Source organism: Collimonas sp. OK307, assembly GCF_900113705.1.
Taxonomy (GTDB): domain Bacteria; phylum Pseudomonadota; class Gammaproteobacteria; order Burkholderiales; family Burkholderiaceae_D; genus Collimonas.
On sequence record NZ_FOQI01000010.1, the window covers coordinates 1 to 23,631 of the forward strand.

At 57.8% G+C, this 23,631-nt stretch carries 23 protein-coding genes; 16 read left to right on the forward strand and 7 right to left on the reverse strand.

Annotated features, from left to right (window positions below; all coding sequences use genetic code 11):
* Positions 1–352 precede the first annotated feature (352 nt).
* Both BM205_RS14055 and BM205_RS14060 read right to left on the reverse strand, forming a co-directional pair.
* Positions 353–1,129, reverse strand: coding sequence for a crotonase/enoyl-CoA hydratase family protein (locus tag BM205_RS14055; protein ID WP_092415483.1), 777 nt, complete (start codon positions 1,127–1,129; stop codon positions 353–355).
* Positions 1,130–1,166: 37 nt separating this feature from the next.
* The gene (locus tag BM205_RS14060; RefSeq protein ID WP_371326496.1) at positions 1,167–6,017 is read right to left on the reverse strand and encodes an NAD-glutamate dehydrogenase; all 4,851 of its coding nucleotides are present in this window, start codon (positions 6,015–6,017) and stop codon (positions 1,167–1,169) included.
* A 151-nt stretch (positions 6,018–6,168) separates the two neighbouring features.
* On the opposite strand from BM205_RS14060, the gene BM205_RS24660 reads away from it, so the two are divergent.
* The 9 genes from BM205_RS24660 (at position 6,169) to BM205_RS14100 (ending at position 12,400) form a co-directional block, all read left to right on the forward strand.
* Complete coding sequence (locus BM205_RS24660; protein WP_256381763.1) at positions 6,169–6,297, forward strand: hypothetical protein; 129 nt, start codon at positions 6,169–6,171, stop codon at positions 6,295–6,297.
* 159 nt (positions 6,298–6,456) lie between these two features.
* On the forward strand, positions 6,457–7,062 hold the full coding sequence (locus BM205_RS14065; protein WP_175511265.1) for a phosphatase PAP2 family protein: 606 nt from the start codon (positions 6,457–6,459) through the stop codon (positions 7,060–7,062).
* A 152-nt stretch (positions 7,063–7,214) separates the two neighbouring features.
* Positions 7,215–7,664, forward strand: coding sequence for a CBS domain-containing protein (locus tag BM205_RS14070; RefSeq protein WP_092415489.1), 450 nt, complete (start codon positions 7,215–7,217; stop codon positions 7,662–7,664).
* Between the two features lie 44 nt (positions 7,665–7,708).
* Positions 7,709–8,890 (forward strand): tetratricopeptide repeat protein, encoded by a 1,182-nt coding sequence (locus tag BM205_RS14075; RefSeq protein ID WP_092415491.1) that lies wholly within the window; start codon positions 7,709–7,711, stop codon positions 8,888–8,890.
* A gap of 241 nt (positions 8,891–9,131) precedes the next feature.
* Positions 9,132–9,416, forward strand: a complete 285-nt coding sequence (locus tag BM205_RS14080; RefSeq protein WP_139227272.1) for a hypothetical protein — start codon at positions 9,132–9,134, stop codon at positions 9,414–9,416.
* Between the two features lie 232 nt (positions 9,417–9,648).
* Positions 9,649–9,903, forward strand: a complete 255-nt coding sequence (locus BM205_RS14085) for a hypothetical protein (RefSeq protein WP_092415495.1) — start codon at positions 9,649–9,651, stop codon at positions 9,901–9,903.
* Between the two features lie 69 nt (positions 9,904–9,972).
* A complete protein-coding gene (locus BM205_RS14090; RefSeq protein WP_092415656.1) occupies positions 9,973–10,761 on the forward strand; it encodes an MlaE family ABC transporter permease in 789 nt (262 codons plus the stop codon).
* Positions 10,762–10,775: 14 nt separating this feature from the next.
* A complete protein-coding gene (locus tag BM205_RS14095) occupies positions 10,776–11,744 on the forward strand; it encodes an MlaD family protein (protein WP_092415497.1) in 969 nt (322 codons plus the stop codon).
* Positions 11,741–12,400 carry a hypothetical protein gene (locus BM205_RS14100; protein ID WP_254783895.1) on the forward strand — a complete coding sequence of 220 codons (660 nt, stop codon included), beginning with the start codon at positions 11,741–11,743 and terminating at the stop codon, positions 12,398–12,400. The genes BM205_RS14095 and BM205_RS14100 overlap by 4 nt, the downstream gene beginning before the upstream one ends.
* 23 nt (positions 12,401–12,423) lie before the next feature.
* Here the strand turns inward: BM205_RS14100 and BM205_RS14105 are convergent, their stop codons facing one another.
* Together BM205_RS14105 and BM205_RS14110 are read right to left on the reverse strand one after the other, a co-directional pair.
* Positions 12,424–13,704: a lipase family protein gene (locus BM205_RS14105; protein ID WP_092415501.1), complete on the reverse strand. Its 1,281-nt coding sequence runs from the start codon at positions 13,702–13,704 to the stop codon at positions 12,424–12,426.
* A 115-nt stretch (positions 13,705–13,819) separates the two neighbouring features.
* The gene (locus tag BM205_RS14110; protein ID WP_092415503.1) at positions 13,820–14,710 is read right to left on the reverse strand and encodes a transcriptional regulator GcvA; all 891 of its coding nucleotides are present in this window, start codon (positions 14,708–14,710) and stop codon (positions 13,820–13,822) included.
* A 182-nt stretch (positions 14,711–14,892) separates the two neighbouring features.
* On the opposite strand from BM205_RS14110, the gene tam reads away from it, so the two are divergent.
* The 7 genes from tam (at position 14,893) to BM205_RS14145 (ending at position 20,795) form a co-directional block, all read left to right on the forward strand.
* Entirely contained in the window at positions 14,893–15,672 is a 780-nt protein-coding gene (gene tam, locus BM205_RS14115) for a trans-aconitate 2-methyltransferase (RefSeq protein ID WP_092415505.1), read from the forward strand.
* Between the two features lie 14 nt (positions 15,673–15,686).
* On the forward strand, positions 15,687–16,271 hold the full coding sequence (locus tag BM205_RS14120; RefSeq protein ID WP_092415507.1) for a chromate transporter: 585 nt from the start codon (positions 15,687–15,689) through the stop codon (positions 16,269–16,271).
* Positions 16,268–16,798 (forward strand): chromate transporter, encoded by a 531-nt coding sequence (locus BM205_RS14125; protein WP_092415509.1) that lies wholly within the window; start codon positions 16,268–16,270, stop codon positions 16,796–16,798. The genes BM205_RS14120 and BM205_RS14125 overlap by 4 nt, the downstream gene beginning before the upstream one ends.
* Positions 16,799–16,844: 46 nt before the next feature.
* A complete protein-coding gene (locus BM205_RS14130) occupies positions 16,845–17,231 on the forward strand; it encodes an SMU1112c/YaeR family gloxylase I-like metalloprotein (RefSeq protein ID WP_092415511.1) in 387 nt (128 codons plus the stop codon).
* Positions 17,232–17,351: 120 nt separating this feature from the next.
* Complete coding sequence (gene dbpA, locus BM205_RS14135) at positions 17,352–18,731, forward strand: ATP-dependent RNA helicase DbpA (RefSeq protein WP_092415513.1); 1,380 nt, start codon at positions 17,352–17,354, stop codon at positions 18,729–18,731.
* Positions 18,732–18,906: 175 nt separating this feature from the next.
* Positions 18,907–19,584, forward strand: coding sequence for a LuxR family transcriptional regulator (locus BM205_RS14140; protein WP_254783896.1), 678 nt, complete (start codon positions 18,907–18,909; stop codon positions 19,582–19,584).
* Positions 19,585–19,619: 35 nt separating this feature from the next.
* Positions 19,620–20,795, forward strand: a complete 1,176-nt coding sequence (locus BM205_RS14145) for a low temperature requirement protein A (RefSeq protein ID WP_092415517.1) — start codon at positions 19,620–19,622, stop codon at positions 20,793–20,795.
* A 15-nt stretch (positions 20,796–20,810) separates the two neighbouring features.
* Here BM205_RS14145 and BM205_RS14150 read toward each other — a convergent pair whose 3' ends face one another.
* From BM205_RS14150 to BM205_RS14160, 3 genes are all read right to left on the reverse strand, one after another.
* Complete coding sequence (locus BM205_RS14150) at positions 20,811–21,773, reverse strand: AraC family transcriptional regulator (RefSeq protein WP_092415519.1); 963 nt, start codon at positions 21,771–21,773, stop codon at positions 20,811–20,813.
* A 159-nt stretch (positions 21,774–21,932) separates the two neighbouring features.
* Entirely contained in the window at positions 21,933–22,805 is an 873-nt protein-coding gene (gene tauC / locus BM205_RS14155; protein WP_217646049.1) for a taurine ABC transporter permease TauC, read from the reverse strand.
* The gene (locus BM205_RS14160; RefSeq protein ID WP_371326497.1) at positions 22,802–23,629 is read right to left on the reverse strand and encodes a taurine ABC transporter ATP-binding protein; all 828 of its coding nucleotides are present in this window, start codon (positions 23,627–23,629) and stop codon (positions 22,802–22,804) included. Before BM205_RS14160 ends, tauC begins: the two co-directional genes overlap by 4 nt.
* Positions 23,630–23,631: the final 2 nt, after the last annotated feature.

Consider the following 23,631-nt stretch of genomic DNA (forward strand, 5'->3'; position numbering starts at 1 on the left):
GAGCGTATCGTCGGCCGTGGTGCTTGACACTGCGCCTGGCGCTACTTTCGACTCGGATATCACTGCTGCCATTGCTCCTCCTGTTATCGGTTATCTTTTTCAGTGCCGCTTTATGCAGCTCCCAAACTTGATGCCATCTTAGCTAGCACCGACAACTCCCGGCATTGACCATAGTCAAGTTTCCTTCCTTTTTGTTTCCTTCCGGTTTCTTAGGCGAAGTCATCCCGCGCCAAGTGGCTTGTCAATGCATAGTCAATGCGTAAAGTGGGAGGAGATGGAGTGAAATTAACAACAATGCAAGCAAAGGAAATATATCCAATCTTGATTGATGGCAAGACCGGGCACTCTTCAGTCAGTCTTCAAAACGACCGTGACGGCCAACCCCGAAGGTAAATCTGGCGGCGCCGGCTTCGCCCTCCGCGAGCACAATCGGCACCCCTTGTGCGCCTTCGCGACGTAGCGCCTCGGCCAGCGGCAAATCCCATTGTTCATACGCTGAGCGGCGATCCGTCAGCATGCACTGCTGTGGAAAAGCAGCCACCTGACGCGCCAGTTCGAGCGCCGTAGCCAGCGCACCACCAGATGGGGTGATGCGATTGATCAGCCCCATGCCCAACGCTTCGGCAGCCGCCACCGGGCGTCCAGTCAAGATAAGGTCCAACGCACGACCCATGCCGATCAGACGCGGTAGCCGTACCGTGCCGCCATCAATCAAGGGCACGCCCCAGCGTCGGCAAAACACACCGAATACGGCATCTTCATCCGCGACGCGCAAATCCGCCAGCAACGCCAGCTCAAGTCCACCGGCCACCGCGTAGCCGTTGACGGCGGCAATCAAAGGCTTCGAGAGTGTCATGCGGGTGGGTCCCATCGGACCGCTGCCGCCACCTTCCGGATCAAGTTCATTGCGCAAAGCCGGATCGCCGACAGCGCTGAGATCGGCGCCGGCGCAAAACTGGCCACCGGCGCCGGTTAACACCGCGACCTTCAGCGCGGCGTCAGCTTCGAAGCGTTCAAACGCCAGGCGCAACTCCTCCGCCATGAGACGGTCGACCGCATTACGCTTGTGCGGCCGGTTCATCGTAATGGTACAGATGGCGCCGTCCGTGTCGATCAAGACAGTCTGCATGCCCTCACCTTTTTGCTAGCGGCTGTCCAGCCAGCGGTTAGCTGGTGACAGAGTCAATCGAACGCATCTCGCGCGCCGCCACCGACAGCATCGCCAGATCGACATTGCCACCCATCTGGAAATCGGTGAGCAGGCGGCGGTAACGTTCCAGCGGTGTACGGCTGGCGGTTTGCCAGACATCGATCATTTCCTGCGACTGTTCCAGCGTCGGCGACAGTTGAATCACTTTAGCAGTCAAGGCGCGCTGCAAACCGGTAAGATCGCTCTGCAACGCGGTCCGCGCCAGGATCTGCCAATGCGAATCGACCGGCAATGCGCTGACCCGTTCGCGCATCCAGCCGAAGTTCAAGTTGACGTCCAGCGCAAAATAGACTGCTGCGACCAGCTCCAGGCTGCGTCCGGTCGATGCCGCGACTTCGGCGATGTCCAGCACCGCGCCGATCAGCTCGGCGCTGGCAACCCGCCGCGCCAGCTGCTCGGAGACACCCGCTTGTATCAGCGCATCGCGCTTTGCCTTGAGTGCGTCCGCATCGCTGGTCGCCAGCAGCGAGACCAGTTGCGGCCCCAGCTGATCGGCAGCCTGGCGGAAGCGCGCCACCGTGGCTTCAATCGAAGCCTCCTGCGCGTGGCGATGCAAGAACCAGAAGCTGGCTTGTTCGATCAATCCGCCGACATCGACAAACATTTGCGCCTGCAAGGCGTCCGGCACCCGGTTATCGAGGGCATCGATGTCTTGCCAGATTTCCTCGAAACCGAATACCTCGCGTGCGATGACGCTGGCGCGCAGCACGTCGGTCGGGCTGGCGCCGCTCTCGTCGGCCAGTTGATGGACAAACGTGGTCCCGACCCGGTTGGTCAGCGTATTCACCAGATAGGTGGAGATAATCTCGCGCGCCAGGGGATGACGTTTCATTGCGTCAGGAAAGCGTTCACGCAATGGCTTTGGAAAATAAGCGGATAATGAACTGGCGATAAACGGATCTGCAGGCAAATCCGACGCCAGCAGCTGTTCATACAACCACATCTTATTGTAGGCCATCAGCACCGCCCGCTCCGGCGCGGTCAAGCCTTGCTTGGCCGTCTTGCGTTCAGCGCACTCTTCTTCCGACGGCAGGAACTCGACCGCCCGGTCAAGCCGGCCGGCGCGTTCAAGGAAACGGATCAAACGTGATTCCGGTTCCAGCAGGCTGGCGGCGCGGCGTCCCGCCACCGACAACGCCTGGGTCTGGTAGTAGTTATCGGTCAGTACCTGCAGGCCGACTTCCTCCGTCATTTCCGCCAGCAATTTGTTACGCTGTTTCTCGGTCATTTCGCCTTCGCTGACGATCAGGCCAAGCATGATCTTGATATTGACTTCGTGATCGGAGCAATCGACGCCGGCCGAATTATCAATGGCATCGGTACAGATTCGCCCGCCCTTCTGGGCAAACTCGATGCGGCCGAACTGCGTGCAACCGAGGTTACCGCCTTCAGCTACCACCTTGCAATTGAGCTCGGCGCCGTTGACGCGAATCGCGTCGTTGCTGCGATCCCCGACCTGAGCGTGACTTTCACGCGTGGCCTTGATGTAGGTGCCGATACCGCCGTTGTAGAGCAGATCCACCGGCGCCAGCAGGATAGCGCGTATCAACTCGGTCGGCGCCAGTTCGCTGGCAGTTATACCCAGCGCCGCTTGCACCTGCGGCGTCAGCGGAATTGTCTTCAAGGTTCGCGCATAGACTCCGCCACCGCTGGAAATCAGGCTGGCGTTGTAATCGGCCCAGCTTGAACGCGGCAATGCAAACAGGCGCTCACGCTCAACGAAACTGGTCTCCGGATCGGGATTCGGGTCCAGGAAAATGTGGCGATGATCGAACCCTGCCAACAGCTTGATGTGGCGCGACAGCAGCATGCCGTTGCCGAACACGTCGCCAGACATGTCGCCGATGCCGACCACGGTGAAATCCTGCTCTTGGGTATTAACCCCGGTTTCGCGGAAATGGCGCTTGACAGCTTCCCATGCGCCGCGTGCGGTAATCCCCATTTTCTTATGGTCATAACCGACCGAGCCGCCGGAAGCGAAGGCGTCGCCCAGCCAGAAGCCGTATTCGGCGGAAATTGCATTGGCGTAATCGGAAAAACTGGCGGTGCCTTTATCGGCAGCCACCACCAGGTAAGGATCGTCCGGATCGTAGCGCACAACGTCTTGCGGTGGCACTACTTTGCCGTCGACCAGGTTATCGGTCAGATCCAGCAAGCCGCGCAGGAAAGTCTGATAGCAGGCTACGCCTTCGCGCAAATAGGCGTCGCGGTCGCTGGCCGGCGGTGCATTCTTGAGGACGAAGCCACCCTTGGAACCGACCGGCACGATCACCGCGTTCTTGACCATCTGCGCCTTCACCAGGCCCAGCACTTCAGTACGAAAATCTTCACGCCGGTCGGACCAGCGCAAGCCGCCGCGCGCCACTTTGCCGCCGCGCAGATGCACGCCTTCGAACCTGGGCGAATACACCCATATCTCGAACATCGGCTTGGGTGCCGGCAACCCTGGCACTTTGGCCGGATCGAATTTGAAGGACAGATATGATTTTGGCTGGCCATCGGCGCCGCGCTGGAAGTAATTGGTGCGCAAGGTGGCGCTGATCACGCCCAGGAACTGGCGCAGGATCCGGTCTTCATCGAGATTCGGCACCTGGTCCATTGCCTCTTCGGTCTGTTGCAGCAGGGTCTTGGCTTTCGCTTCGGTACCGGCATCTTTTGCCAGCGCCGGATCGAAACGTATCAGGAACAGCGCCACCAGATTGCGCGCAATCGCCGGATTGGCCGTCAGCGCCTGCTCGATATAGGCGTTGCTGAAGGTTGAGCCGACTTGCCGCAGATAACGTGCATAAGCACGCAGGATGGTCACTTCGCGCCAGTCAAGCCGGGCCCGCAGCACTAGCCGGTTGAGATCGTCATTGTCGGCTTCACCGCTCCAGACACGGCCAAAGGCATCTTCGAATATACCCTTGATGCGATCGATCTCGACTTCACTATCGTCCGCGGTCTGCATGCCGAAATCGTGGATCCACGCCGGCTCGCCATCTTGCAGCTCGATCCGGTAAGGACGTTCCTCGTTCACCTTGACGCCCATGTGCTCCAGCATCGGCAGGCTTTGCGACAAAGCCATCGGCTTGCCGGCGCGATAGATTTTCAGGCGCAATGAAGCCGGCGCCGCTTCGATCGGACGGTACAAGCTCATGGCCAGGCCGGTATTCTGTTGCGCGGTTTCCAGCAATGCGATGTCATGCACCGCGGTGCGTGCGGAATAGTCTTCGCGAAAACCGGCGGGGAACGATGCTGCATAACGACGCAGCAATCGCGTGCCCTGCTCTTCCCCGCGCTGCTCTAGCAACGCTTCCGTCAGGTCATCCTGCCAACGCCGGGTAGCTTCCACGATGCGCGCTTCCAGCTGCTCGACATTGACATCGGTTACGCTGCCCGGCTCGGTGCGCACGGTAAACTGGATACGTGCCAGCACCGATTCCGATAACAAGGGGGTAAATTCGATACCGGTGCCGTTGAAGGCTTCCAGCAGCAAATCCTGGATGCGTTCGCGCAGTTCGGTATTGAAACGGTCGCGCGGCACGAAAACCAGACAGGAAACGTAGCGGCCGAAAGCGTCGCGCCGCACAAACAGGCGGGTACGCTGACGCTCTTCCAGGCGCAGGATGCCGCTGGCGGTATCGAACAATTCATCTTCATCAACCTGGAACAATTCATCGCGCGGATATTGTTCCAGGATGGTGGCCAAGGTCTTTGCCAGATGCCCCTTGGGCACAAAGCCGGCGCGTTCCAGCACCTTCGCCACTTTGCGGCGCACCAGCGGGATCTCGCTGGTTGGCACCATGTAGGCGGTCGAGGTATATAAACCGACTATGCGACGCTCACCGACCACCTTGCCGCCGGCGTCATAGCGCTTGACGCCGACATAGTCTAGATAACCGGCCCGATGCACGGTAGCGCGCGAATTGGCCTTGGTAATGAAAATCGGCGAACTCGCATCGATGATGCCTTGCGCTGTGACCGGCAATTTGGTGGTGCTGTCGGCGGCCCGCAGAGAGTCGCGCAGTATGCCAAGGCCCGAGCCCGGCACGCCTTGCAGATAGTTTTCGCCGTCGCTGACGACCAGCTCGTAATCACGATAGCCGAGGAAAGTAAAATGATCGTCGACCATCCATTCCAGGAAAGCGCGCGCCTCGGCAATTTCACCTTGCAGCCCGGTATCGCCGGTATCGCCCGTATGCTGCTGCTTCAGATCGTCGATCGCGGCGCCGGCGGCGCTCATCATCTGCCGCCAGTCCTCAACCGCGGCACGGACATCGCCCAGCACCTTAAGCACACCGGCCAGGATTTCCTCCATCCTGGCTGCTTCGGTACAGCGGTCCACTTCTATATGTATCGTCGATTCCAGCCTGGCTTTGTCAGCATTCTTGCCAGCGGCTTCGCTTGCGCGCTGGATTTTTTCCACCTGTCCGCCGGCATCGCGCCAGACCCGGAATACCGGGTGGATCACCGCGTGCAAAGTCAGGCCCAGGCGATTTATTTCGGTGGTTACGGAATCGACCAGGAACGGCATGTCGTCGTTGACGATCTCGATCACGCTATGGCCGGATTGCCAGCCATGTTCGTCAACCCGTGGATTGTAGATGCGCACCCGCGGGGTGCCGCTCACAAAATGCCGTGCAAACTGCCAGTGGGCGACTGCCGCGCCGTACAAATCGGCGATATCGCGGCTCAGTATCTGTTCTTCCCCTACCTGCGAGTAATACTCGACCAGGAAAGGTTGCATCGGCGCAAACACTTCCGGCGGCAAGCGATCCCGCGCGAATTCGACCATCTCTGCCAGCTTTTGCTGTTTTCGTTCCACGGCTGCTGTGTGCATGATTTTCTCTCGAATGGTTAACGTCCAAATTCGGTCAATCAAGTTAGATTCTACCCATGACATGCCAACACCACACGCTTTTTAAAAATGCAACTCGGATTCGATGATTTCATGACAGGCACATGACATATGTGCCATGTGCTATTTCTCGCGGCTGGCCGGTTCGGTTGCGCAGCAAATGGTGCAGCGCGCCAAGGACAGTGCGCGCGGCAAGAATCTGCCGGTAATGATAAATCGCAGTTCCGGCGCAAAAATCTGTCGATAGCCGACGTTTGATAAAATAGGCCACTTAACTTTTTAACCACCCGACGAACAAGGTCAAAGTTGCACCATCTCCCCGCACGACAAACACGTCATTCCACTGAATCCCGGTAGATTTATGCTTGAATGGAGGACAATTACCAAAATCGGCGGCAGCACCATCATGCTTCCCGCTGCTACCGCAATCGCAGCATGGCTGCTAGCGGCACGTGCCTGGCGCTCATTTTGGGTGTGGTGCCTGTTGTTCGGCGGCGCGTTGCTGTTGGTGGCCGCGTCAAAGATCGCATTTGTGGGCTGGGGCATCGGCATAGAAACACTGGATTTCAAGGGTTTCAGCGGGCATGCGATGCGTGCTGCGGCGATTATTCCGCTGCTCTTCTATCTCGTTTTGCAGCAACAGACACCACAGATCCGACTCACTGCGGCAGTTTTCGGCGTATGTTTTGCGGTACTGGTCAGTTTATCGCGCGTACTGCTGGATTTTCATTCGGTCAGCGAGGCTGTCAGCGGATGGCTGATGGGCACCTCAGTCTGCCTGGCTTTCATCTGGCAAGCTGAACGCTTGCCAAAACCGTCACTGAATCGCGCTTTGATCACCGCCAGCTTTGTACTCCTGCTGGCGGCATCTTTCGCCAGGCCGGTACCGACACAATGGTTGATCGAAGAAACCGCGCAATTATTAACGGGCCATGCTGCAATGGCCGCCCCAAGCCACCGCCACGCTGTCGAAAAATCCAGCGAACGCCTCGAAAATCCGCGCACTCCTTGATAGCCGGCCCACACCAATTTCCTGTCTGAATTATCAGCCGCAACCAGCGCCCCGCCCGCGCCTCTTGCTATTTGAAAACGAAGAGGCTACCTTCTCAATTAAGCAGGGACGAAATAAATATTTGATTGCCGGCCTATCTGAAGGAGCAGCTGATGAAAACCGTCGCGCAGATTCTCAAGACCAAGCAAAACCAGGCCGTATATACGATTTCTCCCGGCGCCAAAGTACTGGATGCCGTAAGAATGATGGCGGACAAGAGCGTCGGTGCATTGCTCGTGGTGGAGCAGGAAACGATTGTCGGGATTGTCACCGAGCGCGACTATGCACGCAAGATGATACTGATGGGGCGCTCGTCGAATGACACTTTCGTCCGCGATATCATGACTTCCTCCGTCATGTATGTGCGCCTGGACGACACCAATGAGCAATGCATGGCGCTGATGACCGAAAACCGTTTACGGCACTTGCCCATCCTGGACGACGGCAAGCTGATTGGCATCATTTCCATCGGTGATCTGGTGAAAGATATTATTTCCGAGCAGCAGTTCATTATCCAGCAACTCGAGCATTACATCATGGGGCGCCCGGCCGTGGAAATTTAGGTATATAGTAGAGGTCACGAGCAATTTCCAAGCGGTGGCCTCAGATGAAAAAAAGCTGGGTAGTCCTGCCTTTCTGCTTTATTTTCTGCCTCCTGCTCACCGCCTGCACGACCACCCCGCAGGCGCCACGGGCCGATCGTCTTTTCAACGACCAATATTTCGCTGCGCCTTCGCAACCAGTCAAGGCCGCCGATGTATTTGCCATCAGCCCCGCAATGAAGCAGTACCTGAACAGCGCGGAGGCCACCCATCAAATGCATGCAAAAGGCATGCAGCAGGGTCTGTTCGATGCACTGTACAGCGAGAAACAGTTGAAACTGGAATACAACGCCGCACACACCCGCAATGCCGCCCAGACGTTCACTGCCCGCACCGGGAATTGCCTGTCGCTGGTAATCATGACAGCTGCCTTCGCCAAGGAACTCGGACTGCCGGTGCATTACCAGGCAATTCTGATGGACCGCGCCTGGAGCCGCAATGACGACTTTTATTTTGCCAGCGGCCACGTCAACGTCACCCTCGGAAAAAGGCAAACCGAGGCGCGCATACCGTTCGACCAAAGCAGTCTGATGACGATTGATTTCCTGCTGCCGGAAGATACCGCCGGCCAGCGTCGGCAAGACATCGATGAGAACACGATTGTGGCAATGTACATGAACAACCGCGCCGCCGAAGCCTTGGCCGTGCACCAGCTGGACGACGCCTACTGGTGGGCGCGCGAGGCGATCCGGCAAGACGAGAGGTTCCTGCCGTCCTACAATACCCTGGCGGTGATCTATCGGCGCCATGACAATTTACCGGAAGCGGAGCACACGTTGCGACTGGTGTCTGAGCGCGAACCGGATAGCACGGTAGTCATGTTCAACCTGATCGGCGTCCTTAACGATCTTGGAAAATTTGCAGAGTCGAAAGCATTGACTGCCAAGCTGACCAGGTTGCAGCCTGACGCCCCCTTCCAGGCATTCAACCTGGGCATGGCAGCAATGCGCGCGGGAGATTACAAAACCGCGAAGCAACAATTCACCAAAGAAATTGCTCGCGACCCCTATTATCATGAATTCCGGTATTGGATGGGGATTGCCTGTCTGCGCCTTGGCGAAACGGATCAAGCGCTCAAGCACCTGAGCATCGCAATGGAAAACAGCACCAGCCGTAACGATCACGATCTGTATGCTGCGAAACTCGATCTGATCAAGTCTCATACATCGCCGCTACTGGTTCATTAGCCGATCCGGCGGCGCTGCCAAGCCACATTGGCAGACATCAATGATGCCTCCTTTCGAGCGCATCGTGTCTTTTTTCATCTTGCATTTCCAGACTTTCGACACTTTGTTGTTCTACGTAAATAATCGCGTGGAAATTGCGCAACAACACTGTTAAATGAAGTCGATTGCGAGCTCTTTTGTTAGCTTTTTTCGCCAAGAAAGATTTAAGATTAAATCGTCTCCACACAAAAGAGGTGACAACATGGGATGGATGAACAGATTAGCGACGAAATATATCCAGACGCCTGAAAAGCTCGCAGAAAATGAACTACGCGATACACGCCTGGCCTTGTATCAATCAGAAAGGCAATTGCTGGAAGCGGAAATGCGGGTCGATTATTATCGCAATGTCCTCAACTTCCTTGAAGCGATTTCCGCCGACGGCGTAGAAAGCGTCGCCGAGTCGCAGAGATCCAAACTATCCCCACAGCCACAAGGGCCGCAACGGCTTACACCAGATCTGAATACGTACCGCGGAGCGGCCTGACACTCCGGATTGCATGGATTTCATGCGGCGCAGGTGAACACGCATGGCTAGTTTTTTTACGCTTGTTCGTTTGCGTCGCGATTAATGCTGAATATTAATATTAAATACTGCAATTTGTACGGCAACTCTCCTATCTTTAAAATAGTACGCTACTGTGCAGACCATGCCATACCTAAGGCAGATGCTGTCTACATGATTTCTGGCAGCACGGTACGATTAGACGGAGAAAGCCATGAACCAGACTTCGCAAGACAAAATACGCGACGACTACAGCAAGGAACTGACTACACGTTTCGAACAGTTCAGGAAATGGGCCATGGACAACTGGCCCGTGCCCGACCAGCCATTGCACACTGCCGATTTCAGCGCCGGCGAACATGAAATCCAATTGCTGCTCGGCGCCCGCTTGCACACCCAGCTCGAAGCACGAGCGCCAGAAGACTTCGAACCGCAATATCTGCCGGTTACACCCGCCCCCTGGCCTTGAATTGAGGGCCTCGCCGAAAAAACACCTTAAGCGAAGCCGTTGCCAGCATTGCTGCGTTATCATCTGGCCATGCACCCAACCTCATCCAGCTACCTGAAACCAGAGCAATGGGCCGTGACTGTCTTACGCGCCGCGAGCAGCTGGTGGCGCATGCTTCATCTGGCCGGCATCGCACTGGTCATGGGACTCTCTCCGTCCACCTATCACCGGGCTAACCGCAACACTACTTATCGCTACATTTACACCAGCACCTGGCAAATCCTGCCGTGGTTCACCTTGTTGTTTACCTTGCTCAGCCTGGTGCTGATCCGGATCGTGCTCGTCACCGCGCTGAGCTATGGCCTGTCGCGCTACGCACTGGAAATGATGGTGCGGGTACTGGTGCTGGAATTGATACCGCTGTCAGCAGCCCTGTTTGTGGCGTTGCGCGCCGGCGCAGCTTTCAACAGTCCGCAATTGCTTGCCAGCCAGAGCACCGCCGCACCGGATATCTCCCGGTTGCAACAGGATCTGGTGCCGCGTACGATCGCCTGCGCCTTTTCCGTGCTGAGCCTGGCTACGGTGAGCGGCGTGATTGTCTTGCTGCTGGCTTATATCAATGTCTACGGCATCAGCCCGTGGGGCCTGCCTGACTACACCCGCACCGTGGGCCGCGTGTTTGATCCCGCAGTGACGCTGGGCTTCGCACTGAAAACCTTACTGTTCGGATTGGCAGTGGCGGTAATCCCCACGGCTGCAGTCATTGACGCAGCGCGACGGAATATCACACTGTCATCCACGCTGCAACCGGGCGCCACGCGGCTGCTGTTTGTGCTGGTGCTGATCGAGGTCGGCGGGCTGGCAGTGAAATATATCTAATCCGGAAAACGACCATGGCAACTGCCCCTGACTCTCCTCTTATCCCTTCTCCGTCCGTCCCGCCGCCACCTGCACATGTTGAATTCAAGGCGTTGCTGCTGCTGGTCCTGATGGCTGCGCTGGTATGCAGTTTCGTGTTGTATGTGATGTATGCGCGCGGCGTGTTCGAAAGTACGCAGCGGCTGGTATTGATATCGGACGATTCCGAGGGCGTGCTGGTGGGCATGGACCTGACCTTTTCCGGCTTCCCTATCGGCCGCGTGCAACGCATAGATCTCGCGCCTGACGGCAAGGCCCGCATCTTGATCGATGTCCCGCGCAAGGATGCCAACTGGCTGCGCACCACCAGTGTCTTCACACTGGAACGCGGGCTGGTAGGCGATACCCGTATCCGCGCCTTTACCGGCGTCCTCGACGATCCGTTGTTGCCGCCCGACTCGGAGCGCGCTGTGCTGCGCGGCGATACTGCGGCGGAAATTCCACGCCTGGTGGCGACCGCCAGGGAATTGCTGAGTAACCTGCAAGCCATCACCGCCGCCGATTCAAGTCTCAACACCAGCCTGGCGAACATGCAAACCATGACAGGCCGCCTGACTGGACAATATGGGGTCCTGGGCGGCGCCTTGGGCAGCGACGAGAACGCTAAAAAAATCATCGCCACGCTGGATCGCGTCAATACGTTGCTGGCCAAGGCCGATCAACGCGTATTCGGCCAACCCGGCCAGCGCGGCGTGATGGACGACGCGCAAGCCGCCATCGTCCAGCTCAATGGCGTACTGAGCGACGCTCGCAACAGTCTCAAGAAAGTCGATGCGGTACTGGCCGAGGCGCAAGCGGTGGGCAGCAATGCCCGTATCGCCAGCAACGACCTGGGCGCACTGCGTGCCGAAGTAGATGCCAGTCTGCGTAAAGTGACGCAACTGGTCGACGAGATCAACCGCAAATGGCCCTTCGCCCGCAATACGGAGCTCAAACTGCCATGAAGATATCGACCGTCGCATCATCTGCCATATTTTCCGCGTTACCGGCCCTCCTCCTGATTGCCTGCAGCAGCAAACCGCCGGCGCCCGAATGGCAAGGCAACGCCTTTGGTTCCATGCAAAGTTTTTCCTCAGCCTACCTCAGCGGTAATACGCGTGTCGCCGATCTGGAATTTGCGCGCGCCCGCGATGCCGTCGCCAGTACCGGCCGGGCCGATCTGGTGGCGCGGGTTGAACTGTCGCGCTGCGCCACGCGTGCAGCTAGCCTCGAGTTTGACAACTGCGCCGGGTTTCAGCCGTTGGCGCAGGATGCCGATGCCGGCGAGCGCGCTTATGCCGCTTACCTGAATGGCCGCTGGCAAGGCCTGGATGCCGGTTTGCTGCCGCCTCAACATAGAGCAGTAATAAGTAGCGGCCGCATCGGCGATATCCAAGACCCGCTGGCGCGCCTGGTGGCAGCGTCCGCACTGTTGCAGAGCGGACGCCTGATGCCGGCCGATATCGGCAACGCTACCGAAACCGCTTCCACCCAAGGCTGGCGCCGTCCGCTGCTAGCCTGGCTAGGAGTGCAACTGCAGCGTGCCCGAGCCGCCAACGACAGCGAGGCGCAGATCCGGATCCAACGTCGCATGGATCTGGTGGTTAAGCCACAATCTTAAACCGCTGTCCTGAATCCCTCAAATTACGGCGGTGGCGTCAATGCCGCACAATTCGAGGTGATCGGCTGGCCTGCAAACAGTTTCTGCACGAACGGTTTTGAATCCACCAGCGACGCCAGCACCGTGCCATCGTGATTCTGGCCGGCATAATAGTGCTGCTCAATGGTGCTGCCGGCGGCGCAAGCATCCTTGGCGAACAGATACTGGACCACGGTTGGAATATCGGTATCCAGGGTCCCGGTACCGACAAACATCGGCGCCGCGAATTTGACCGTCGGATAATTGGACGACTGCAAGGTTTGCGTGGCCCAGCCGGTGACATCGCCGTTGAACACATCGGAAGTGAGCAGCTTGTTCTGCGTGATGTAATCCTCAATCGGTCCCAGGCATTGCGTCGCCACCACTGAATAAAACGCCTTGCCCTTGGCTGTCAGGTTATCGGACAGCACGAAATTCGGCACCACTCGCTCTGCCGTTGCGTAACCCAGCCAGGCATAAGATTCCAGCGTCGCCAACACTGAAGTAAAACCGCTGGTAGGCACTTGCGCCGTCAGCGCGTTCAGGTAGGCCAGCACACTTTGCAACTGATAAGGCACGCCAGTCGCCACGGTTCCCAGCAACTTGATTTCAGGCGCATAGTCTGGCGCGTAGGCTGCCGTTGCAATTGCCCCCTGTGCACCTTGGGACTGGCCGACGATCACCACGGAACTGGAAAGTTGCGGGAACGCTTTCGACACCGCCCGGATGCTGTCCAGAACACTGTAGGCTTCGGGCCGCGCATGCAGGTATGGGTGCAGGCCGGGTGTCCCTAATCCTTGATAATCGGTAGATACCACCGCATAGCCTTGCGCCAGCCAGGCGTCGAGATAATCGACATCGCGCGGATCGCGTACGGTCCACGAAGGTGCGCAGATATCCGCCACGCCGACGGTGCCATGGGCCCAGGCAATCAGCGGCCAGCCGCCAGCCGGAGGCGTGCCCTTAGGTAGTTGCAAATCGCCGGAAACATAGATCGCGGTTTTACCGTCGTCGCCGTCGGTCGAGCTATACAGGATGCGGATGCCTTGTGCGGCGTTGGGCAGCACAAGGTTGGCCGGCAGCGCTTCCTGCCGCAGCAAAATACCTGGCGTAGCAGGAATTTCCTGGCTCCACTGGTAAAACGACGATACGCCGCCATCGGCGGTAAACATTTTCGGTTGCGTCGTCAGGCTGCCATCGCTACCACCACCGCAGGCGCTAAGCGCCAAACCAGATAATGTGACAGCGAAAATTGTCGAAAGACGGCTGAACTGGGTAAGGCTCATGACTTTTGTCTCCTCATTTATTTTTTATGTAAATTGATCTGAGTTCAAAGGTGCAGTTGCCATTATGCATCACTAATACAACAATATTTGCCTGGATTACTTTACCGATTCAGGATCAGCGCAGCGACTCCTGTTGCAGCCAGTCGCAAAAATGTTTGATCAGGGGCACATCGGCCTGATGGCGGGCCACTATCCACCAATAACTCCTGGCGCGAATAACCGGCTCGGCTAACGGAATTACCAGACGGCCGCTAGCCAGTTCATCGGTAATCAGCGGTAACGGCCCCAGTACAACGCCAAGCCCGTCAATAGCGGCCTGGAGGGCGAGATAAAAATGGTCGAACGATTGCTTTTTCTTGCATAAGGCCGGCGCCACGTCGGCTTCCGTCAACCATTTCGACCAAGCCTCGGGCCGGGTATCCGAATGCAGCAAGGTGTGCGCAGCGAGATCGCCGGCTACACGGATAGGCGCGCGCGCCAGCAGCGCCGGACTGCAAACCGGCAACTCGCTTTCGTCCAGGAATTCGCCGCTCACGCAATTCGGCCAATGGCCGGGGCCGCGTCGAATCGCTACGTCGAACAGTTCACCAGCTTCGCCCAAAGGCTGTAGCGAGGTGGAGGTAGACAATTTCAGCTCAACTCCCGGATACAAACGCTGGAACCCGCTCAGGCGCGGTAACAGCCAACGCATGGCGAAGGTCGACAAAGCGTTGATGTGCAACACCCGCACCGTGCCGGATTCTCGCAGCAGCTTAGTGGCGGCCGCGATATTGTCGAAAGCCGCCTGCACCGTGAGTAAATAACGCCGGCCATCGTCGGTCAATTGCACGCGCTTGCCGAGACGATGGAACACCTGCATGCCGAGCCAGGCTTCCAGCACCGCCACCTGGCGGCTCACTGCGCCATGCGTCACATGCAATTCTTCAGCTGCTGCCGAGAAATTTTCAAAACGCGCAGCGACTTCAAATGCGCGCAACGCTTGCAAAGGAGGGAGTTTACGAGACATGCTTGTGATTATAAATCACAACGGCGCTGTAAAAAAGTCGATTTGTATGGCCCCCGAATTTCTGTAACATGCGCTTATCGAATCAATATTCATCGGCTTTTCCCGGGCAACGTCAGATTTTATCGGCAACTGCCGGGAAATTGCCCAAACGTGCGACCTTGTGATAAATCCTAGGAGATAGCATGAATACAACTACAGACATTTGGGACGCCAAACAATATATGCATTTTGGCAACGAACGTTTGCGCCCCGCCCTCGATTTACTGGCTTACGTCCCTGAGCAGGAACCACAACGGGTGGTCGATCTCGGTTGCGGCACCGGCAACGTATCGGCTTTGTTAAAGGCGCGCTGGCCAGACGCCGACGTGCTTGGCGTCGACAGTTCGGAAAACATGCTGGCCGCCGCCGCCGCAGCAGTCCCGGACTGCCGCTTTGAGCGTGCCGATCTTGCGCATTGGCAGCCCGATGGATTGCTGGATCTAATTTACTCCAATGCAACACTGCAATGGCTGCCAGACCACCCCACCCTGTTGCCGCGCCTGCTGTCGTTCTTACGTCCAGACGCCTGGCTGGCGCTGCAGATGCCGGCCATGCACGATGCTCCCTTGCGGCAGATGCAGGCCGAAATAGCCAGATCACCTGCGTTTGCGCCTTATCTGCGGGGTGTGCCGCAGCAGCCGTCGATCCTGACTGCTGAAAACTATTACGACCTGCTATCTCCGCGCAGCTGCAAGCTCGATATCTGGGAAACCACGTATCTGCATGCCTTGCGTGGCGAGGACGCCGTCGTGGAATGGGCCGCCGGCACCAGTTTGCGGCCTTACCTGGATGCGTTGCCTGAGGATAAACGACCAGCTTTCCGCGCAGCCTATGCGGAAGCAATGCGTGAGGCATATCCGCAACGCGAAAATGGCGTCACACTGCTGCCGTTCAAAAGATTGTTTATCATCGCCAACGTTTAAGCCATGACTGCCCTATGACTACAGAATCCATCGCCACCGTCGAAAATAGTGCGAGCAAGGTGCCGTCCCCCTTGCCATCCACCCGTGAATTGTTCGTCGGTTTCCTGACCCTGGGAATGATCGGCTTCGGCGGCGTGCTGCCACTGGCGCGCCGCATGATCGTCGAGCAGCGCCGCTGGCTGACCTCCGCCCAATTCACCGACATGCTTGGCCTGTGCCAGTGTCTGCCGGGCGGCAACATCATCAATCTATCGGTAGCGATAGGCTTGCATTTCCGCGGCGTGGCCGGCGCCCTGGCGTCGCTGCTGGGATTGATTGCAGCACCATCGGCGGTTGTGATCGCACTCGGCGTTATCTACCAGCGCTTCCAGGACAATCTTTCGGTACAACACCTGTTTGCGGGCCTCGCCGCCGCAGCGTCCGGCCTGTTGATTGCGATGGCGTTGAAAATGCTGATGCCGATCTTGAAAAAACCGCTGCCACTGCTGATTGCATGCCTGTTCTTTGTCTCGATCGGCTTGCTGCGCCTGCCTTTGCTGCCGACCATGCTGATACTGGCGCCGCTTAGCATCATTGCTATCTGGAAGCTGCCGTCATGAGCGATACTCTGCTTGCCCTTGCCACGATTTTCAGTCAATTGTCGTTGCTGGCGTTTGGCGGCGGCAACACCATCTTGCCGGAAATGCAACGTCAGGTGGTCGACATCCATCACTGGATGTCGCCGCAGGAGTTCAGCGCCATGTTCGCCCTGGCACAAGCTGCGCCGGGGCCGAACATGATGGTGGTGACGCTGGTCGGCTGGCATGTTGCCGGCTGGCCCGGCGTCCTGGTCACCAGCCTGGCGAAATTCGGCCCCTCGTCGATACTTACCGGGGTGATCCTGCATCTCTGGCAACGGTTCAAGGACAAACCCTGGCGGGCCACAATACAGGTTGGCATGGTGCCGATGACAGTGGGCCTGGTAGGCGCCAGCGCAGCCCTGATCACAGAAGCCTCGACTCACACCTGGGGGCTAGCGGTGATTGCTGCGGTTTGTGCTTTGATTGCCTACAAAAGCAAAGTGCATCCACTATGGATTCTGGCAGCCGGGGCATTGCTAGGCTTGAGCGGGATAGGTCAGGTATAGTCATGGCTACATGCTATCGCCCTATCAAGTCCACACTCAGGCACCTATGCAAATTTCCGGCATCCACCATGTGGCCATCATCGCCTCGGATTACCAGCGCTCCAAGCGGTTTTACACCGAGTTGCTGGGCCTGGCCATTGTTGCCGAAACCTATAGGGAACAGCGCGACTCCTACAAACTCGACCTGTGCACCCCGGATGGCGTGCAGATAGAGCTGTTCTCCTTCCCGTCGCCGCCGCCGCGCGTGAGCCGGCCGGAAGCCTGCGGCTTGCGCCACCTGGCGTTTCGCGTGCCCGATGTGGTCGCAGCCGTACAAGAGCTGCGCGATCAGGGTATCGCGGTGGAAGACATACGTATCGACGAGTTCACTGGCAAGCGCTTCACTTTTTTCGCCGATCCCGATGCCTTGCCGCTGGAACTGTATGAGCAATAAACCAGGCAATAAGCTGAGCAACAATCTCCACAGTAGCCATTTTGACAAGTACGCCGTTGTGGCCCTAAGTCCGCCCACCTGTTAGACTTCCCTCCCTTTTAAGCTGGCGACGACATCATCGTGAAAACATCCTCATTCTCCAATCTCCCGCTGGCGCCGGCATTACTCAGCAACCTGGATAGCCTCGGTTATCACGAAATGACCCCGATCCAGGCCCAGAGCCTGCCGGTCATCCTCGAGCGGCGCGACCTGATCGCCCAGGCCAAGACCGGCAGCGGCAAGACAGCCGCCTTCGGCATCGGCATCCTGCACAAACTCAACCCGAGCTACTTCGCGATCCAGGCGCTGGTGCTGTGCCCTACGCGTGAACTGGCAGACCAGGTCGCCAAGGAACTGCGCCGGCTGGCGCGCTTCGCCGACAACGTCAAGATCCTGACGCTGTGCGGCGGTACGCCGATGGGACCGCAAATCGGCTCGCTGGAGCATGGCGCCCATATCATTGTCGGCACACCGGGACGTATTCGCGATCACATCGGGCGCGGCAGCATCAACCTCGGCACGGTCCAGACACTAGTGCTGGATGAAGCCGACCGCATGGTCGACATGGGTTTTTACGAAGAAATCTCAGGCATCGTCAGCGCCTGCCCGGCGCGGCGCCAGACCTTGCTGTTTTCCGCCACCTATCCGGACGATATCCGCAAGGCCAGCGCGGAATTCCTGCGCGATGCGGTCGAGGTGAAAGTCGAGGCGCAACACGATACGGTCCGCATCGAACAACGCTTTTACGAAGTCTCTTATGAAGGCCGCAACGCCGCTGTAGCGCAGCTGCTGAACCACTACAAACCGGTGTCGACCATCGCTTTTTGCAACACCAAGATTCATTGCCGTGAACTGGCCGACGAACTGCGTGCACAGGGTTTCAGCGCATTGGCGCTGTATGGCGAACTGGAACAACGCGAACGTGACGAGATTCTGGTACTTTTCGCCAATCAAAGCTGTTCAGTGCTGGTAGCCACCGACGTTGCCGCGCGCGGCCTGGATATCCAGACCCTGGGTGCGGTCATCAATGTCGACGTTTCCAAGGATACCGAAGTCCACATCCATCGCATCGGCCGCACCGGCCGCGGCCAGGAACGCGGGCTGGCGCTGAGTTTGTGCGCACCGAATGAAAAAAAATGGGTCAAGCTGATCGAGGATTACCAGCAAGGACCGGTCAGCTGGTTCGACCTGGCTGAGCTGGAACCGGCCTATGGCGAACCGTTGACGGCGCCGATGGTGACGCTATGCATCATGGGCGGCAAACGAGACAAGCTGCGTCCGGGCGATTTGCTGGGCGCGCTGACCGGCGATGTCGGCTTGAATAAGGAGCAAGTCGGCAAGATCAGCGTCTTTGATTTCGTCACCTACGTGGCATTGGATAAGCGCATTGCCAAGCAGGCATTCGGCCGGCTTAGCAGCGGCAATATCAAGGGCAAGACTTTCAAGATGCGGTTTATTTAAATCCAGGCGCTGGCGGGCAGCGCCGTAAGTGTGCAATCAATAATTATTCAATCATTATTTTTGTATATTCACTCGATGTTGGCAGCGCATAAAACATGTTAAATTTGCCCATGGAAATTTTTTGCTTTACGGGTAGGTAGGTATGCTTAGCTGGCAAGAACAACAGATACAGTCCATGTTGAGCGCCGAATCCGCGCCCACTTTTTTTGATGCATTGTCCGGCGTCGCCAAGCAGCTGGGCTTCGATTACTGCTCTTACGACATGCGCTTGCCGTGGCCGTTGGCCGAACCCAAGGTACTCAACTTAAACAACTACCCCACAACGTGGCAGCAACGCTACGCACAAGAAAGCTACCAGCACATCGACCCCACCGTGGCGCATGGCCGGCAATCGAACTTGCCGTTAGTCTGGTCCGACGCGCAAGTCACCAGCAACCGCTCGTTCTGGGAAGACGCGCATGCACATGGCTTGCATACGGGCTGGGCGCAATCCTGCCATGATGCAAAAGGCATTAGCGGACTGCTCAATTTATCGCGTTCGGATGAGAGCATTTCGGCTGCAGAGCTGCGTGAAATTTCGAAGAAACTATCATGGCTGGTCAACGCAGCACATGAAGGCTTGTCGCTGTTGCTGATTCAGGAGCACATGCCGGAAGCCGCTGCGCAATTAACCGCGCGGGAAATCGACGTGCTGCGCTGGACCGCCGACGGCAAGACTTCAGGCGAAATCAGCGAGATCATGCGTATTTCCGATCGTACGGTAAATTTCCATATTTCGAACGCCCTGAAGAAGCTCAACGCAACCAACAAAACCGCGGCGGCCGTCAAAGCAGTGAGGTTTGGCATTTTATAGTCGCATAGGCGACGATATGGAGACAAGGAAAAGCGATGAGTATCTGGGGCAAGGCCAATCTCCTTCGTACCCGCGATGGCCACGAAGCCAAAGTGCTGCCGGTCGAGCTGTTCTTTGATCTGGTATATGTCTTTGCCGTTACTCAGTTATCCCACCATTTGCTGGAAAACCTCACCCCGCCGGGGGCTTTTCAAACCCTGGTCCTGTGGTTTGCGGTATGGCTGGTCTGGCAGTACACCTGCTGGGTGACCAACTGGTTCGACCCGGATACAATGCCGATCAGGTTGCTACTGCTCGCCATCATGCTGGTCAGCCTGGTCATGTCGGCAGTGCTGCCTGATGCGTTTGGGGAGCGCGGCCTGATTTTTGCCATGTGCTACGCCACCATGCAGATCGGCCGCACCCTGTTTGTGGTATTCCACCTGGGGCGCCATCATGCCCTGAGCAAGAATTTCCAGCGCATGCTCGGCTGGCTGTGCATCTCGGGCGCATTCTGGATTGCCGGCGGCCTGTCTGCAGGCAATTACCGGCTATGGTTCTGGATGCTTGCAGTGGCGTGCGAATATGTGTCGCCGATGTTCGGCCTGTGGCTGCCGGGCATGGGCCGCTCCCGGACGCAGGAATGGACCATAGAGGGTGGCCACATGGCCGAGCGCTGCCAGTTGTTCGTGATTGTGGCGCTGGGTGAATCGATCCTTGTCACCGGCGCTACCATCAGCCATATGGCAAACTGGAATGCACCTACCTTGATCGCCTTCCTGGTGGCCTTCCTTGGCAGCCTGGCGATGTGGTGGATCTATTTCGACACCAGCAGCCAGGCCGGCACCGAAGCCATCGTGCATTCCAAAGATCCGGGACGTATCGGGGCGTATTTCCACTACACCCACGTCATCATCGTCGCCGGCGTGATCATTACCGCCGTCGGCAATGAACTGGCGATCGCCGATCCGGCCAGACATATAGATACCAAATCGCTGGCGGTCCTGATCGGCGGACCGATGGTGTATTTGTCCGGCAACGGCATCTACAAGACCGTGCTCTACCACCGGTTTCCGTTTTCTCATGTGATCGGACTGGTGGCGCTGGCGTTATTGATCCCGTTCGCCTACTTCACCGATCAGTTGATGGTCTCAGGCCTGACCACCGTAATACTGATAGTCGCGGCCACCCAGGAGAGCGTGTCGCGCCGCCGCATGCGGCGCGCCGACTAGGCCCGGCAGCCCGCCTTAAGCAGGGCTGCCGACCGCAGCAGTGCCAGTTGCGCCAGCAGCACGCAAGCGTGCAACATCGCGCGCCGGCGGCGAACCGAACATGCGGTTGTACTCGCGGCTGAATTGCGAAGGGCTTTCATAGCCGACCAGATGCCCTGCCGTGGCGGCGTCGCCAACCTGCGCGAACAAGAGCCGACGTGCTTCCTGCAGCCTGAGCTGTTTCTGGTATTGCAAAGGCGTCATCGCCGTCACCGCCTTGAAATGATGGTGCAGCGAGGATGAACTCATGTTAGCTTCGCGCGCCAGGTTTTCTATCCGCAGCGGCAACCGGTAATCGCGCTTGATCAGATCGATCGCCTTCACCACGTGCTGTGCCTGACTGTCGGACATGGCGATCTGCTGCAACATGCCGCCCTGCTCGTCCTGCAGCAGCCGATACAGGATTTCCCGTATCGCCAGCGGCGCCAGTACCGCGATATCCTTCGGAGTCGCCAGCAACTGCATCAGGCGTAGCACCGCATCCAGCAGACTGGAATTAGCTTTGCTGACAAACATGCCGCGTGCCGGCAGATCGGCTTTTTTTACGTGCCCCTCGCCCGCCATGATCAGGTCGCCGATCTCCTTCGGATCAAGATCCAGCCGCAGGCTCAGATAAGGCTGCTCCGGCGTCGCTTGCGTCACATGCCCCGTCACCGGCAAGTCAACCGAGACCACCAGATATTGAGTGGGATTGTAAATATAGACTTCGTCGGCCAGCATCGTTTGCTTCTGTCCCTGGGCAATGATGCACAACGCCGGCTTATGCAAGGCATGGGCAGGCGCCGACGGTTGCGACAGACGCGCCAGGTGGAGTGGCGCAATCGCCGTCTGGTGTATGCCTTCCGTGGCGTATTGCGCAATCAGGCGCGCCAGCTCGATTTGCTGCAGCGATGCAGCTTGCTCGGCGGCTGCCTCTTGCATTGATCCTGAATTATTCATTTTCAGCCTTTCACAGCGTTTGATCGAGTCTACTATTTTTCGATCCGACGCGGCGTGAGCCAATGACAACTTTGGAGGATTGTGCAAGAAGTCGGGACTAAACGACCATCCCTCGCCAGCCAGCTATCCGTTGCCACTGTGGCCATTTTGGCCACAAATTCATGCACGCCCTTCCCATGGCACGTATTTGCGTTGCAGCCAGCGCAGCCCATATTCAAAACCCGATGCAATCAACGCAATCACCAGAATCCCCATGATCACCACATCGGTTACCAGGAATTGCGCAGCCGACTGGATCATGAAACCCAGCCCACGCGTAGCGGCAATCAATTCCGCTGCCACCAAGGTCGACCAGCCTACGCCCAGGCCAATCCGGATCCCGGTAAGCACATCGGGCGCCGCAGATGGCAAGATGACAAAACGAATCAGCTGCCAGCGCGAAGCGCCCAGTGTCTGCGCCGCCCGCAAGCGGTTTTGATCGACGCGGCGCACACCATGCAAGGTGGCAATCGCCAGCGGCGCGAAAATCGCCAGGTAGATCAGCAGCACCTTGGATAGCTCGCCGATGCCAAACCAGATCACGATCAGTGGCAAATAGGCCAATGGCGGGATCGGCCGGTAAAACTCGATCAGGGGATCGAATACGGCGCGTGCACGAGGGCTCAAGCCAATCAGGATGCCCACCGGAATGGCGCTGGCGATGGCCAGCAGCAGCGCTGCAAATACGCGGGCGATACTGGTAAAGGCATGCTGCCACAATGTAGCGTCGACAAACCCGTCGATGGCCACCGCCTTGAATTTTTGCAATACCGCCACCGGCGACGGCAGGAACAGTGGCGGCACCAGTGCAAGGGCGCTGGCCAGCCACCACAGGCTTAGCAAGGCCGCCACTGTCAGCGAGGTGATGCTGCGCTCGGAAATGGCGTGCCCGGCTTTGATTTTCGGGGCCAACGTCAGTGGCGTTGCATAATCCGGCGGCTCCGGTTGCAACTCATATTCCAGCGGCGAAAACGTGACAGATAATTCACTCATGCCAAGACCTCCTCCGATACAACATCACTGCGGGGATCGATCTGTGCTTCTGGATGCAGCAGTTGTTCCAGGATTTCCTCGCGCAAATGAACGAAACCCGGATCTGACTTGATGCTGCGTGCCGGCTCGCCAGCGGCAAAGCGGGCGCCGAACTCAAGCTGACGCACGCTATCCACTCTTCCCGGCCGCGCCCGCAGCAATACCAGGTCGGTTGCCAGGAACAAGGCTTCTTCGACGCTATGGGTAATCATGAAGATGCCCTTGCCGGATGCCTTCCAGACCTGCAGCAGATGCTCCTGCATCTGTTCGCGCGTCAGGGCATCGAGTGCACCCAGCGGCTCATCCAGCAGCAGGAAACGCGGATCTACCGCTAATGCGCGCGCCAGGCTGACGCGCTGGCGCATACCGCCTGATAATTCCCAAATGGCCGCATCTGCATAGTCCCGGAGGCCGGTCAGCGCCAGGTATTCGTGTGCCTTGGCTTGCCGTTGTTGCGGCGATTGCCCGGCCAGCCGCAGCCCGAATGCGACATTTTCCTGCACCGTTTGCCAAGGCAGCAAGGTATCGCTCTGAAACACTACGCCGCGCTCGGCGCCTGGCCCGGTAATCGGCACGTTATCGATACTGGCGAAACCCGAGCTTGGCTTCAAAAAGCCGGCAATCAGATTGAGCAACGTGGTCTTGCCACAGCCGGATTCGCCGATTACTACCGTAAACCGGCCATCGTGCAGATCCAGCGAAATATCGCGCAAGACTTGTTGCGGCCATGCAACGCCGGCGCCTGGATACGCCACGCTCACCGATTGCAGACGAATCATGAGAATTC

Coding starts and splice junctions, on each gene's coding strand:
- BM205_RS14145 (WP_092415517.1), top strand. CDS start 19,620: ATGAGTATCTGGGGCAAGGCCAATCTCCTTCGTACCCGCGATGGCCAC.
- BM205_RS14110 (WP_092415503.1), bottom strand. CDS start 14,710: ATGTCTCGTAAACTCCCTCCTTTGCAAGCGTTGCGCGCATTTGAAGTC.
- BM205_RS14075 (WP_092415491.1), top strand. CDS start 7,709: ATGAAAAAAAGCTGGGTAGTCCTGCCTTTCTGCTTTATTTTCTGCCTC.
- BM205_RS14090 (WP_092415656.1), top strand. CDS start 9,973: ATGCACCCAACCTCATCCAGCTACCTGAAACCAGAGCAATGGGCCGTG.
- tam (WP_092415505.1), top strand. CDS start 14,893: ATGAATACAACTACAGACATTTGGGACGCCAAACAATATATGCATTTT.
- BM205_RS14120 (WP_092415507.1), top strand. CDS start 15,687: ATGACTACAGAATCCATCGCCACCGTCGAAAATAGTGCGAGCAAGGTG.
- BM205_RS14150 (WP_092415519.1), bottom strand. CDS start 21,773: ATGAATAATTCAGGATCAATGCAAGAGGCAGCCGCCGAGCAAGCTGCA.
- BM205_RS14130 (WP_092415511.1), top strand. CDS start 16,845: ATGCAAATTTCCGGCATCCACCATGTGGCCATCATCGCCTCGGATTAC.
- BM205_RS14055 (WP_092415483.1), bottom strand. CDS start 1,129: ATGCAGACTGTCTTGATCGACACGGACGGCGCCATCTGTACCATTACG.
- BM205_RS14105 (WP_092415501.1), bottom strand. CDS start 13,704: ATGAGCCTTACCCAGTTCAGCCGTCTTTCGACAATTTTCGCTGTCACA.
- BM205_RS14140 (WP_254783896.1), top strand. CDS start 18,907: ATGTTGAGCGCCGAATCCGCGCCCACTTTTTTTGATGCATTGTCCGGC.
- BM205_RS14100 (WP_254783895.1), top strand. CDS start 11,741: ATGAAGATATCGACCGTCGCATCATCTGCCATATTTTCCGCGTTACCG.
- BM205_RS14070 (WP_092415489.1), top strand. CDS start 7,215: ATGAAAACCGTCGCGCAGATTCTCAAGACCAAGCAAAACCAGGCCGTA.
- BM205_RS14080 (WP_139227272.1), top strand. CDS start 9,132: ATGGGATGGATGAACAGATTAGCGACGAAATATATCCAGACGCCTGAA.
- BM205_RS14125 (WP_092415509.1), top strand. CDS start 16,268: ATGAGCGATACTCTGCTTGCCCTTGCCACGATTTTCAGTCAATTGTCG.
- BM205_RS14095 (WP_092415497.1), top strand. CDS start 10,776: ATGGCAACTGCCCCTGACTCTCCTCTTATCCCTTCTCCGTCCGTCCCG.
- tauC (WP_217646049.1), bottom strand. CDS start 22,805: ATGAGTGAATTATCTGTCACGTTTTCGCCGCTGGAATATGAGTTGCAA.
- BM205_RS14085 (WP_092415495.1), top strand. CDS start 9,649: ATGAACCAGACTTCGCAAGACAAAATACGCGACGACTACAGCAAGGAA.
- BM205_RS14065 (WP_175511265.1), top strand. CDS start 6,457: ATGCTTCCCGCTGCTACCGCAATCGCAGCATGGCTGCTAGCGGCACGT.
- BM205_RS24660 (WP_256381763.1), top strand. CDS start 6,169: ATGTGCTATTTCTCGCGGCTGGCCGGTTCGGTTGCGCAGCAAATGGTG.